Below are 12,976 nucleotides of genomic sequence, written 5' to 3' on the forward strand. Positions count from 1 at the left end.
CGACAATTTTAGGTTTGTGCCCGGAGTGAGATTTGAACTCACACGCTGTTATTAACAGCCGCGGGGTTTAAGCCCACTGCGTCTACCTGTTCCGCCATCCGGGCAGAAACCACTGCCTACGTTAGCCAACGATTGCCTTACTAAGCACAAACCAGCAAGGTTCTTCTCAAAAATGCTTCTCGTTAAGCGGCTAAAGCGTCACTGTCGACCGCCAGCCACAAAGCCGAGCGAGCAATGTCGGCTCGGGACCCGCTCAAGCCATTGGCTACCACCACGCCCTCAACCATGTCGGCGATTACTGCCCCCCAAGGCCGCTCCCGTACCACCACAGAAATGGTGGCTTTGTCGCTCCGGCGACGAATAGTGCGTTGCACACCCAACAGCCCCGGAGGGCTCCGAAAGGTCGGAACGTCTAAAGCTATTAAGCGACCCGCTCGACCTAACGAGCGGGCGACCTCTGCGAATCGTAGTGACATGGCTTCCATCACTTCTATTATCTACTAGGGGTGTGACAATGGGGAAATGAACACGCCAGAAACGACCTCCAGCCCCCCAGAGCAGCAACTCAACCCCGCCCAACAAGCGGTCGTAGAACAACTCGGTGCACGGCTTGAGGAGCGTCCTCTTTTTGCCGAAGACCTGCGCCACCACCTTCGCTCCGCATTGGAAACCGCCGTAGAGCCCCTCATAGAGACACTCCCCCCGGGCCAAGATCTCTTCTTGGCCAAACACCAACTTGGCCAACTCCACGGATGCCAAACCCGTTACCTCCACGAACAAGAACAAGAATTTGTGTGGGCCGTCAACATTGCCCGAGGCAGCATTGTCCACAAAGCCGTTGAGTTGGCCATCAACTGGCGACGAGAAATTGAACCCCCGGTCATCATTGACGAAGTCCTGGCCCGCTACGAACAAGATTCCAGCAGCCTCGGAGATTGGCTTCAAGGCTGCACCGAAGTAGAGCGAGCCGAACTGCGTTCCGAATCTCTTGATGCTTTCACCAAATATTTAGAATGCTGGCCACCGCTGCGGCCGGCATGGCGACCGGTAAGCGAAAGCCGTTTACGGTCTGAACTCTGCGGCGGGCGACTCATTTTGTCAGGGCGAGCCGACCTGACCCTCGGAGTAGCCGAAGGACACCGAGCAGGCAAAGTCATCATCGACTTAAAAACCGGAAACTTCTCGCCCCTCCACACCGAAGACCTCCGTTTCTACGCCCTCATCGAGGCCTTACGCATCGGAGTGCCACCCCGCCTCTTGGCCTCCTATTACTTAGATTCTGCACATTTTATACCCGAAGCAGTAACCGAAGATTTATTGATGGCCACCGTGGCTCGGGTGGCCGACGCCGCCGCTATCTACATGGACTTGATCCACCACAAGATTGCCCCCACCACTTCTGCTGGGCCACAGTGTCGTTGGTGCGATCTGGCTGAAACCTGCGAAACTGGTCGCTCTTTTCTCGAAGAGCAACCTTCTTGGTGACCGTCTCGTTGCCCTTACTAATCGTCAAGGTGGTCAAGTTTTCCTGACCAAAAAAGCCCGAGCCCACCCAGACCCAGCAACACGCCCCCAATAACCACCACCGGGCGCGGGCCAAAAGCCGAAATTAACGCACCCACCAGCAAGTTAGAAAACGGCATAACCCCCAACATGCCCAGCAGATAAATAGCCATCACCCGGCCCCGCACGGCATCATCTACTTGCAGTTGAACCGTTGAGTTCAAGTTGGTAGCCGACAATAAATGAACCCCACCAATAACCATTAAGGCAGCAAAGCCCACCCAAAACGAGGGAGCCAACCCGAAAATTACTACAGCCACTCCGTAACCAACCAGCGACACCACCTGCACTCGTGAGCGCCGCAAATTACCCGCCATCCCCGCTACCCACGGAGCCACCAAAACCCCACCGATACCTTGTGCCGAACCAAGCACGCCAAACCAGAACGGCGACACTTCAAAAACCTCTTCGGCAAACACCACCACCTGTTGCACCAAAGGCATGGCAAAGGCAGCAATAAGCATGACCGACAAAATGGCCGTCCGAATGCCCGGAGCGCCCCACACATAGCGCACCCCCTCACGAAAACCACCCCAAACCGTTGGTTGGTTTTCAGGATCACCCACTTGCCCACTGACCAGTTTTGTCGGGTCGATAAGGACCAAAGCAATAGCCACCGGCAAATGAAAGATCGCTACAGCGAGCAAAGCCCACCCCGGGCCCCAAGTACCGATGATCAAGCCACCAATGGCCGGCCCGGTTGCTCGAGCGGCATTGAACTGGGTGGAGTTTAGGGCAATGGCATTCGGCAACTCGGAGCGAGGAACACACTCAGCAACAAAAGCTTGCCAAACCGGCAAACGAACACCATTAATCATCCCACCAACCGCAAGTAGCACCACCCACGGCCAGGGGCTTGACACTCCCTGCGCCCAGACTAAAGCCATCATTACCGCCACCACCGCTTGCAATCCATTAGTGATGAGCAAAGTATTGCGGCGGTTGCGGTGATCAGAAATCCAACCAGAAAGCGGATTCATCACAAACATCGGAACCATGCTGGCGAAGGCAGCAAACCCTACCCACGATGCGGAATCCGTCAGGGTATACATCACCCAACTTCCCGCCACCATACGAATCCAACGACCATTGTTGGTAATGAGGCCGCCAGTCCAGAACAAACGGTAATTGCGGTGCCTCATAGCGGGGTACCGTCCCGTTGATTTTTGATGAGGAGAGTTCATTGTTGCTTACCCTAGAGCCCACCCGCTTAGTCGCACTCACCGGCGTTTGTGGCAAACTACCTCATGGACATTTTGCTAAAAGAAATCCGTGGCCGAGTTGCTCTGCTTACTTTTAACGACCCCGAACGGCGCAACGTGGTTTCGGCTGAATTAAACGAAGCTTTGTTAACTACCTTTGACGAACTCGAAGCCGATGAAAACATCGGCGCCGTGGTGCTTACCGGTGCCGGTGGCGCCTTTTGCGCCGGGGCCGTGCTGGACGACTTGCTCGAAGCCGGGCAAACCCAAGGCGGCGCCTTACCTGAAATCTATTCCGGGTTTTTAAAAGTAGCCCACTCCCCACTAGCCACCGTAGCCGCCGTAAATGGCGCCGCCGTAGGGGCCGGCATGAACATGATTTTGGGCTGCGACTTGGTTATCGCCGGGGAGTCCGCCCGCTTCGATACTCGGTTTTTAGACATTGGCCTCCACCCGGGGGGCGGCCACACTTGGCGCCTGCGTAACATCACCGATTTAGCCACCACCAAAGCCATGGTCTTATTTGGTCAGATTTTAGACGGCCAACAAGCCGCCCAACGCGGAGTTGCTTGGGAATGCGTAAGCGACGAAGATCTCATTGACGTAGCGGTAGCCCACGCCGCTCGCGCCGCTGGGCACCCACGAGATTTGGTAGCTCGCACTAAAGAAACCCTGCATGCGGGGGCCGCCGTCACCGAATCGGTGGCTTCGGTTCAACTCGAACTTGAACCCCAACAATGGTCTATGCAACAACCGGCGTTTACCGAAATGGTCGCCAAACTCAAAAACCGCATCGCTAAAAAAAGCTAAACCTCAAGCCATCTTCGGGCGAACTCTTCCCTCCGTACCGCCCACTCCTCAGCAGTAAAAGCAAACTTCAGATGGTCTTCCCAAGTACCGGAAATCTCTAAATAGCGTTCCGCTAAGCCCTCGCATCGAAGATCAAGTTTTTCCACCACCCGCCGCGAAGCCACGTTGCGAGGCACTATAGAAATCTGTATGCGGTGCAAGCCCACTACGTCAAAAGCGAAACGCAATAACACCGCTAAAGCTTCTGGGGTGTACCCCTGGCCGGCCTGTTTCTGATCTACCCAATACCCAACATGGGCGCTCTGAAAAGCCCCACGCACCACGTTGTTTATATTTATTTCTCCCACCAAGGCGTCTTCTACAAAAACTCCAAAGCCCCAACCGACCCCCAGTTGGCGTTCTCGCTGGCGTGACCGGCAACGTACCGCAAAAGCTTTTTCATCTTGCGACGGGTCAACGCTCCCCGCCTCGCGCCGTGGCTCCCATTGGGTGAGCCACTGGCGGTTCCGCTGCCGAATCTCTTGCCATGCACCAAAATCTTGCGTCTCTACCGGGCGCAAAAGCACCCGCTTACCCCGCAGCGTTGGTGTTTCTTCCATACCGCTATTGTGGCCGACAGAAACAGGCAGCACCACCTCGGCTAAACGAGAATCTCGTCCAACGCCCCCAACAGCATCAAAACGTTGCTTTCTCGGGCGGTGTGGCCCATGGTGCCGATGCGCCAAACTTGGCCGGCCACTGGGCCCAAACCGCCACCGATTTCTATGTCGTAGCGATCTAAAAGCAGGCGACGAACTGCGGCCTCGTCTTGTCCGACCGGTAACCGATCTTGAGGAACCACCACCGAAGTTAGTTGCGGCAAGCGGTAACCCTCTTGCGCAAAGAGGGTGAACCCTCGTTCAAGCAAACCTTCCTTAAGTAAGTCGCCACAGGTTTTATGCCGAACTATCACCGCATCTAAGCCTTCTTCGAGCACCACACCGAGGCCTGCATGCAAAGCAAAAATCATCGAGATAGGAGCCGTGTGGTGGTAAGCCCGGGCACCGCCCCCAGTTACATAAGCGGCAATAGCTTTAAAATCAAAATACCAGGACGGTGATTTTGGTACAGCACGTTCCAAGGCCCGAGGCGAAACAGTTACCGGCGATAACCCCGGTGGGGTGCCCAAACATTTTTGTGTCCCGCTGTAGGCCACGTCTACCCCCCAAGCATCAAAGTCTGTGGGTATGCCACCCAATGAGGTCACGGCGTCCACCAGCAAGAGAGCATCACCTTTACCGGCGCCGAGTTCTTCTAAGTCGTTACACACCCCAGTAGAGGTCTCGGCGTGCACCACCGCTATCACCTTGGGGCTGGGGTGGGCCTGGAGTAGCAGTTCTGGGTTCAGGGTATGGCCCCACTCCGCATCTACTCGTATGACTTCGGCACCGGTGCGACCAGCCGCATCGCACAAACGACCGCCAAACACCCCGTTTACCCCTATCACTATGGTGTCGCCGGGGCCCACCATGTTGACCACGGTGGCTTCCATACCCGCCGACCCGGTACCCGAAACCGGAAAAGTAAGCGGGTTGGTGGTGTGAAACACTTGCCGCAAACGATCACAGGTTTCATCCAACAAAGCAATGAACTCTGGGTCGAGGTGACCCAACAAGGGACGACTCAAGGCAGACATGACCTCGGGGTACGGGTTCCCGGGGCCGGGCCCCATAAGCACACGATCAGATACTGGCATTGGTGGCCTCCCTGAAGGCTCCTGATGATGAAAAATTTCCGAATCTTACCCGTTAACTAGCGAAAAAATCAGGCCATCTAAAATGTCTTTTTCTGACACTAAGCATTCTTGAAAACCAAAGCGCCGCATCACCTTGACCAGCACACAAAGGCCGCCCATAATAACGTCTGCTCGTTGTTCTTCTAACCCGGGGTTCGCTAAGCGTTCTTCACGATTTTCGGTAGCCAGGGTGCGAAAAATATCTTCTACTGCTTCTTTGGTTAAGCGAAAATGGTGGATGCGATCTTGGTCGTAGACCGCCAACCCTTGTTCGATGGCCGCCGCCGCCGACACCGTTCCGGCCAGGCCCACCAAAGTGGCGGCCGTGGTAATACCTGGGACCTCTCGTTTTACGTCGTCAAGGTGGCCATCCACAATGGTTAAACAAGCCAACAGTTCTTCGGGCAACACCGGGTCGTGCTCAATCCATTTTTCGGTTAGCCGTACGCACCCAATGTCGCACGAAAGCACCTCTTCGGCTTCGGTGGTGCCCACCACAAACTCTGTAGACCCTCCCCCGATATCCATAATCACAAACGGTCCATCTTCAGGGTTTAGGTCTGCCGTGGCCCCCAAAAAAGAGAGTCGCCCTTCTTCCTGCCCAGAAAGCAATTCGGGGCGTACTCCCGCTGCTTTTTCGGCCGCCGCAAAAAACTCTTCAGCGTTGCTGGCATCACGGGCCGCTGAGGTGGCGGTCATCCGGATCTTTTTCACCCCATGGACATCCAGTACCTGTCGATACTCTTCTAAAACCGCAACCACTCGGGCAATAGCCTCTGGTGCCAAACTTCCGGTGGCCTCCACCCCCTGGCCCAGTCGGGTAATACGCATAAGGCGTTCAACGCTGCGTTTTCCGTCGCCAATTAACAACCGGGTGGAGTTGGTTCCACAATCAATAGCGGCCACCAACTCTTGGTGAGTTTCACTCATGGTCAATGGCCAACTGTTCATGTACCCAACGGCCCACGGGGTCGTCGCCGCCTGCTAAAAACCAGGCGTAATGGGCATGCAAGCATTTCACCCCTTGACGGGTGCCCCCTACCCCGTTGCTAGGACGATGGCCGGTGTAGTCATCGGGAATCTCTGCATCTCGCTCTGCCCCATAGCGTTTATGCGCCGCAGCAAGTTCTTCTGGATCCACCGTTGCTTCGGCGTCTCTTACCCCACCGCTTGATTCCAACGTTCCGATGCGGCTACGCAATGCTGGCCCGACCAGCCAGTAGCGGGTGGGCATGGGGCGTCCGCTGTTCAACAGTGGATAGTTGCGAATAACCACCGGGTCGCCGTCAGGCTCGCGCACCACAATGGTGAAATCCCCGCCGGGGCGCCGGCCCAAGAGTTCGGCCACCCGTTCAATTTCGGCGGGTGTGGGTTGTTCTCCCAAAATCTTTAAAAGATGATGATCAAGAGCACGACCACGGCTGCTACTGCTAAGACAGGCAACAGGCGCTTAATAACCGGTGCACCCACCGCGTCAAGCAGGTTGACCGCTTCGACCTCTTCAGATTCGATGATCTTTACTTCTGGTTTTTCGTTAGGAGTTTCTTCGCCAGATTCTTCGGCCACTGGTGCTGCGGGTTCGGCGTCGGAAGCAGCAATCAGTTCGCTGAGGTTGTCGGCGAACTGTTTCATGAGTTTCTTTGACACATCGGCCATGATGCCTCGACCAAACTGCGCTACTTTGCCGGTTACTTTGAGTTCGGTGGTCACCGTTACCCGGGTACCAGTTTCGGTGGTTTTGAGTTGCGCAATAATGTTTGCTGCAGCGTTGCCTGCTCCGCGGGTGTCACGCCCTTCGGCGTGTAATACCGCTCGGTAGTTTTCATCGTCTTGTTCTACAAAGCTGGCCGCACCCTTGTATTGGGCGGTAATGGGGCCTACTTTGATTTTGACGGCGCCACGAAACTCGGTTCCTTCGATTTCTTGGAGTTGCGCTCCAGGCAAGCAGGGGGCGATGCGTTCCACATCGGTCAAAATGCTCCACACCAAAGCTGCTGGGGCGTCTACTTCAAAGTCGTTGATCAATTCCATTGTGCTAAATCCTCCACGGTGTCAATGTCGATCGGGTTACCGGCACAGGATACGTCGGTCACCGGCGCCACCCTCCCTAAGAGTAAATCTCTGGCGCCTTGATCTCCTTGGCGAGGGAACGCTGCCCAGTGCTTTGCCGCCACCTTAAACGGTGGCCTTCGCTCTCCGCCGAAGTTGGCGCACACCAAGTCACCGGGTTCTTGCGCTACGTCCTGCCAAGCGCTGGTCGGCACTAACGGCGTGTCGCCCAACCCCAGAATCATCGCTTCGTGGCCTTTCGTTTTCGCATAAGTGGCCGCTACCTGCAGCGACGAGGCCTGACCGGTTTCCCACTGCGGGTTCAATAACACTGTGGCTTTCGCTGGCAACAGGTCGGCAAGGTCTACGGCACCGGTGACCACAATAAGTTCATCAAGTTCTGCTTGTTGAGCGGCCTCTATGGCCCAAGCGACCAGCGGTCGGCCTCGAAACGGGGCCAGCAACTTGTGGCCCAGTCCCGTCCAGCGGGTTCCCCCTCCGGCGGCTAATACCACTGCAGCAACGGTCATCAGGTTTAGTCGTGGATAGGGCCGCTGGTGGCCGAAAGGGCCTGCATGGAGCGGCCGGTATGCAAAGCAATGATCTCTGCCATGATAGAAACCGCTGTTTCTTCTGGCGTGCGGGCCCCAATGTCTAACCCAATGGGTGACCGCAACCGGTCGAGGCCTGCTTGGTCCACCCCAGCCTCGGTAAAGCGCTGCAACCGGTTGTCGTGGGTGCGTCGAGAGCCCATAACCCCGATGTAACCCACTTGAGTAGTCAACGCGGAAACTACTGCCGGGACATCAAACTTGTTGTCATGGGTCAGCACACAAACCGCATCACGTGCTCCCAAAGAAGGGCCAACTTTTTCCAAAAGCCGGTTTGGCCAATCCACCACTACCTCATCGGCTTGGGGAAACCGCTGGTGAGTAGCAAACACCGGGCGAGCATCACACACCGTGACACGAAAGCCCAGCACTTTAGCTACCTTTACCAAAGCTCCGGTAAAGTCCACCGCCCCAAAAATAAGCATTTGAGGGGGCGGTGCAAACGACTCAATAAATACTTTTACTTCTTCTTCCCGAGCCTCGCCGTGGGTTCCATAGTGTCGTACCCCTGAACGGCCCGCAGCGAGTTCGCCGCGAGCGTCTCGAGCGGCTACCCGGTCCAGCCCGTCGTTTCCTAACGTTCCTTCCCACACGTCGCTACCAGTCACTCGCAGCGGGCGAACCAAAAGCTTGGCCCCAGTTTTTGGGCCGTCGATGACCGTCACCAAAGCCACCGGCTCTTCGTTGCTGAGCAAGGTTGCTAACCGGTCAAAAAGAGGGGTTTCGGCCATGGCTACCAATCCAACATTTCTAAAAATAGGTGAATGGTGCCGCCGCAAGTAAGCCCTACCGCTAAAGCTTCATCATCGCTATACCCGAAGGTAACCATGCGGGGTTGACCGGTCGCTATAACCTCTAAGGCTTCGACTACCACCGCCCCCTCAACGCACCCACCCGAAACTGACCCAGCCACCTGACTATCTTCGCTGACCGCCATAGAGGCACCCGGCAAACGTGGCCCAGAACCTTCAAGGTCCACCACTCGAACTATCGCTATCTTTTTATCTTGGGCCTGCCAGCGCTGCAGGTCGGTAATAATTTCTCGCATGGGTTTAGGTTAGAGCAATTCATCTACTGTCCCGGCGTTCACCGGATAGCGTTTACCAAGTGAACGTTCAGCAAAGCACCGACCAACCGCAATCCACCAGCACCGCCGATGCTGCGCTACGAGCCGACATTCGCCGCTTAGGGCACCAACTGGGAGGAACCTTGGTGCGCCAGCACGGCCAAGAACTCCTCGACCTCGTTGAGTTGGTACGTCAGTCAGCGCAAAAACTCCGCCAAAACGATGCGCCAGAAGGCGTAACTCAGAGTTTGACCGCTCTTTTGGCCGATACCGATGCCCAACAAGCCATCGCTTTAGTGCGAGCTTTTACCGTATATTTTCACTTGGCCAACGTGGCCGAACAGGTACACCGCATTGAAGACCTCAATGTGGGGGCCGCTAAGTCAGATAGCCATTTCGAAGAAACAGTGCAGCACCTCATCGAATCGGGGGTGAGCCCGGAGGAAATTTCAGAACTTTTAACCCGCACTGAGTTGCGTCCCGTTTTTACCGCTCACCCCACCGAAGCCACCCGCCGTTCAATCTTGAGCAAACTTTCACGCATTGCTGAACTCATCGAGCAACGCTGTTCTCCACTGGCCTCGACCTCCGACCACCGTCGCATCGATCGCCGTATCGACGAACTCATTGAAGCCATTTGGCAAACCGATGAAATTCGTCAAGAACGGCCCGGGCCGCTTGATGAAGCACGCTTTGTGCTCTATTACCTGAGCCAAACGGTACGCCATGCTTTGCCTGATCTGTTTGAAGACATGGCCGCCACCCTGAGCGACCTCGGGGTACAGACCGAAGCCACCCAGGTGCCTATTCGTTTTGGTTCATGGGTAGGTGGCGATCGAGATGGCAACCCCAACGTGTCGGCCCAAACCACTACCGAAGTCCTTGAACTTCAACGCCAACGGGCTTTGGACCTGCTTGTTGTGGAGGTCTCCGAACTTGCTGAAGTGCTAAGCGTCAGCGGTCGGCTCCATTCGGTGAACCCCCAACTTGCTGCTTTGGTGGCCACCGATGTTGCCGATCACCCAGAAATCATTACCAACGCTAACCAAAACGAGCCCTACCGATTACGTTGCGCCGCCATGATCTTGCGCCTACAAGACGCTAAACAACGTAAACCAGGCGGTTACCAAAGCGCCCAGCAATTTGCCGACGACCTTGAAATGCTGGACCATTCGCTGCGCTCTCATGGCGGCGACCTTTTGGCTGATGGTCGCCTGACTCGGGTGCGCCGCATTTTGGCCGTCACCGGTTTTCACTTTGCTTCATTAGATATTCGTGAACATGCCGACCGGTTACACGAAGCGCTGGCCTCGCTCTTTGCGCCGCTCGGTATTGATTATCAAGATTTTTCTCCAGAAGAACGTCAAAAGCATTTGCTTCAAGAACTCGATAGCCACCGGCCATTAGCGCCCCCCAAATCACACAACGAACATGACGTGCTGGCTTTATTCCGCACGTTACGCTCCCTGATGGATACCGATGGCGATCACATCGTGGACGGGTTTATCGTTTCCATGACCCGTGGAGTTGACGATATTTTAGCTCCGGTAATGCTGGCAAGAGAGGTCGGTTTGGTTGACCTCAACCAAAAAATCGCTCGCCTAGATTTTGTTCCACTTTTTGAAACCATCGAGGACTTACGTTCCCTGGGCCCGGTACTCACCGAGTTGTTTTCGGTTGATGCCTACCGCCGGCTGCTGGAACTCCGCGGCGGGACCCAAGAAATCATGGTCGGGTACTCAGATTCCAATAAAGACGGCGGCATCACCACCTCACAATGGGAAATCCATAAAGCGCTTCTTCAAGTACGTAAGGTCACAGAAAGCTCCGGCATCAATATTCGGGTTTTCCACGGTCGCGGCGGCACCATTGGTCGCGGCGGCGGCCCCACCCACGAATCTATTTTGAGTCAACCCAGCGGGGTCCTCAACGGAGAAGTGAAGTTGACCGAGCAAGGCGAGGTCATTGCCGATAAATACGGTTTGCCCGCTATTGCTCAACGCAACCTCAACTTGGCGGTAAGCGCACTCGTTGAAGGCTCGTTAACTCACACCTCGCCTCGCCATGACGAAGCTTCCTTTACCTCTTGGTACCAAATAATGGACCAAGCCTCCGCCGCAGCTTTCGCCGCTTACCGGTCGTTCATCGAAACACCGGGGCTACCTGAATACTTTGTTTCTTCTACCCCGGTTGAAGAACTCACCGCACTCAATATTGGTTCTCGGCCTGCTCGGCGCACCACCACTGGCGGCGGTTTAGATGGCTTACGAGCTATTCCTTGGGTATTTGGGTGGACCCAGTCTCGGCAAATCATTCCCGGTTGGTTTGGGGTAGGCAGCGGTCTCTTGGCCGCTCAAGAAGCCGGTCACAGCGATGAACTTTCTTCTATGTACACCAAATGGCATTTCTTTCGGACGTTCATTTCTAACGTAGAGATGACCCTGGCCAAAACCGACCTCACCATGGCCAAGCACTACGTAGAGAGTTTGGTGGACCCTTCGTTACATCACCTTTTTGACCAGGTCGCCGCCGAACACCAACGAACCCTTGAAGTGGTGGCTTCCATAACAGGCACCGCTTTGCTGGCCAACAAACCCCTGTTGAAACGCACCCTAGCCGTACGCGACGCTTACCTTGACCCCATCAACATTTTGCAAGTAGAACTCCTTAGCCGAGTGCGACAAAACCCTGATGCGGATCGTCACGACGCAACCCGCCGAGCCTTAATGCTTTCCATAAACGGCATCGCTGCTGGCTTACGCAACACTGGTTGAGGGTTATTCCCCCACCAACTCGGCCAAATAGCGCAGCGACTCCAAATTATGGCCAGCGATAAACCGATCCACGTGAGGTAAAGCCGCCGCCATGCCTTGGGCCAACGGCGCATACCCGGGAGTGGCTTTTAACGGGTTCACCCACACCACTTGATAAGCCACCCGAGACAACCGAGCCATTTGTTCTTCCATGATTTCGGGTTCGCCGCGGTCCCAACCATCAGAAAGAATCACCACGGTGGCTCCTCGAGCCATGCCACGAATACCCCACTCATCGTTAAAACAGCGCAGACCGTCACCCAGCCGAGTGCCCCCTGACCAGTCGTTTACTACCTCAGCGGCCCGAGACAATGCGACATCCGGGTCACGGGTTGAGAGTTCTCTGGTCAAGCGGGTCAAGCGGGTTCCCAAAGCGAAAGCTTCGACCTGGCTGCGCCCCACCATGGCGGCATGCACGAAGCGAATAAGCGCCCGAGCGTAAGGCTCCATGGACCCGCTCACATCGAGTAGCAGAACTAAGCGGCGTGGGCGCTCGCCGGGTTGGCGAAACATTAAGCGGGCCGGTTCGCCCCCGGTACGCAAAGCGGCCCGTACGGTACGGCGCAAGTCGGGGCGGCCCGAGCGTTGCGTTGCTCGCAAGCGGCGGCTTCGACGACGGCTCCCCGTTAAACGCAGTTGAGTCATCAACTGGTGGAGTTCTGCCAGTTCTTGATCGGTGCAGACCGCAAAATCTTTGCTGGCCAGAACCTCGGCATGCGAATAACGCACGCTTACCAAGTCATCGTCGGAGACCTCTGGTGAGTCTTCGGGGTCTGGGGCTTGCCCAGCATCGTCAAGCAACAACGTCAACGGGGGCAGGTCGGGCACCTCTTGCACCTGTGGGTCGCCACCTTGCCAATGGGCAGCAAAAACCTCGTCATAAACCGGTATTTCTTCTGGAGAAGACAGCAAGGTGACCCGGCCGGCCCAGTAAACCGGTGCTTGTTCTTGGGCTCCGACTTCGGCTACGGCACGGCCAAAATCTAACGTTGAGCCCACCGGAACAGCCAATCCGGCTCGACGCAGCGCTTCAACAAAACCCACCAAATGGCGGTCCAAAGTAAGCGGTGCGGTATCCATCATGGGCG

The 12,976-nt window shown here is 55.9% G+C and carries 14 protein-coding genes and 1 tRNA gene; 3 read left to right on the forward strand and 12 right to left on the reverse strand.

What is annotated here, in order from left to right; translation table 11 throughout:
• Window positions 1-14 precede the first annotated feature (14 nt).
• Window positions 15-104, reverse strand: a tRNA-Leu gene (locus tag EYQ49_04955).
• Window positions 105-182: 78 nt separating this feature from the next.
• Window positions 183-476 carry a hypothetical protein gene (locus EYQ49_04960; GenBank protein ID HIG25226.1) on the reverse strand — a complete coding sequence of 98 codons (294 nt, stop codon included), beginning with the start codon at window positions 474-476 and terminating at the stop codon, window positions 183-185.
• Window positions 477-522: 46 nt separating this feature from the next.
• Here EYQ49_04960 and EYQ49_04965 point away from each other — a divergent pair, with 46 nt between their 5' ends.
• Window positions 523-1,485, forward strand: coding sequence for a hypothetical protein (locus EYQ49_04965; protein ID HIG25227.1), 963 nt, complete (start codon window positions 523-525; stop codon window positions 1,483-1,485).
• 17 nt (window positions 1,486-1,502) lie between these two features.
• Here the strand turns inward: EYQ49_04965 and EYQ49_04970 are convergent, their stop codons facing one another.
• Complete coding sequence (locus tag EYQ49_04970; GenBank protein HIG25228.1) at window positions 1,503-2,747, reverse strand: MFS transporter; 1,245 nt, start codon at window positions 2,745-2,747, stop codon at window positions 1,503-1,505.
• 63 nt (window positions 2,748-2,810) lie between these two features.
• On the opposite strand from EYQ49_04970, the gene EYQ49_04975 reads away from it, so the two are divergent.
• Window positions 2,811-3,575: an enoyl-CoA hydratase gene (locus tag EYQ49_04975; GenBank protein HIG25229.1), complete on the forward strand. Its 765-nt coding sequence runs from the start codon at window positions 2,811-2,813 to the stop codon at window positions 3,573-3,575.
• Here the strand turns inward: EYQ49_04975 and EYQ49_04980 are convergent.
• Genes EYQ49_04980 through EYQ49_05015 form a run of 8 tightly spaced genes read right to left on the reverse strand, consistent with a single transcriptional unit; the run spans window position 3,572 to window position 9,057 of the window.
• Window positions 3,572-4,174 carry an N-acetyltransferase gene (locus tag EYQ49_04980; protein HIG25230.1) on the reverse strand — a complete coding sequence of 201 codons (603 nt, stop codon included), beginning with the start codon at window positions 4,172-4,174 and terminating at the stop codon, window positions 3,572-3,574. The genes EYQ49_04975 and EYQ49_04980 overlap by 4 nt on opposite strands.
• A gap of 41 nt (window positions 4,175-4,215) precedes the next feature.
• A complete protein-coding gene (locus EYQ49_04985; GenBank protein ID HIG25231.1) occupies window positions 4,216-5,310 on the reverse strand; it encodes an alanine--glyoxylate aminotransferase family protein in 1,095 nt (364 codons plus the stop codon).
• Window positions 5,311-5,355: 45 nt separating this feature from the next.
• Window positions 5,356-6,279, reverse strand: coding sequence for a Ppx/GppA family phosphatase (locus EYQ49_04990; GenBank protein HIG25232.1), 924 nt, complete (start codon window positions 6,277-6,279; stop codon window positions 5,356-5,358).
• Window positions 6,272-6,736, reverse strand: a complete 465-nt coding sequence (locus EYQ49_04995; GenBank protein HIG25233.1) for a DUF501 domain-containing protein — start codon at window positions 6,734-6,736, stop codon at window positions 6,272-6,274. The genes EYQ49_04990 and EYQ49_04995 overlap by 8 nt, the downstream gene beginning before the upstream one ends.
• 2 nt (window positions 6,737-6,738) lie before the next feature.
• A complete protein-coding gene (locus EYQ49_05000; protein ID HIG25234.1) occupies window positions 6,739-7,380 on the reverse strand; it encodes a carbon monoxide dehydrogenase in 642 nt (213 codons plus the stop codon).
• Window positions 7,371-7,928: a nucleotidyltransferase family protein gene (locus EYQ49_05005; protein HIG25235.1), complete on the reverse strand. Its 558-nt coding sequence runs from the start codon at window positions 7,926-7,928 to the stop codon at window positions 7,371-7,373. Before EYQ49_05005 ends, EYQ49_05000 begins: the two co-directional genes overlap by 10 nt.
• A gap of 5 nt (window positions 7,929-7,933) precedes the next feature.
• Complete coding sequence (locus tag EYQ49_05010; GenBank protein ID HIG25236.1) at window positions 7,934-8,740, reverse strand: sulfurylase large subunit; 807 nt, start codon at window positions 8,738-8,740, stop codon at window positions 7,934-7,936.
• 2 nt (window positions 8,741-8,742) lie between these two features.
• On the reverse strand, window positions 8,743-9,057 hold the full coding sequence (locus EYQ49_05015; GenBank protein HIG25237.1) for an XdhC family protein: 315 nt from the start codon (window positions 9,055-9,057) through the stop codon (window positions 8,743-8,745).
• 59 nt (window positions 9,058-9,116) lie between these two features.
• On the opposite strand from EYQ49_05015, the gene EYQ49_05020 reads away from it, so the two are divergent.
• Window positions 9,117-11,849 (forward strand): phosphoenolpyruvate carboxylase, encoded by a 2,733-nt coding sequence (locus EYQ49_05020; protein ID HIG25238.1) that lies wholly within the window; start codon window positions 9,117-9,119, stop codon window positions 11,847-11,849.
• Window positions 11,850-11,852: 3 nt separating this feature from the next.
• Here the strand turns inward: EYQ49_05020 and EYQ49_05025 are convergent, their stop codons facing one another.
• Window positions 11,853-12,971 carry a VWA domain-containing protein gene (locus EYQ49_05025; protein ID HIG25239.1) on the reverse strand — a complete coding sequence of 373 codons (1,119 nt, stop codon included), beginning with the start codon at window positions 12,969-12,971 and terminating at the stop codon, window positions 11,853-11,855.
• Window positions 12,972-12,976: the final 5 nt, after the last annotated feature.

It is taken from the genome of Acidimicrobiia bacterium, from assembly GCA_012959995.1.
Classification (GTDB): domain Bacteria; phylum Actinomycetota; class Acidimicrobiia; order Acidimicrobiales; family MedAcidi-G1; genus MedAcidi-G2B.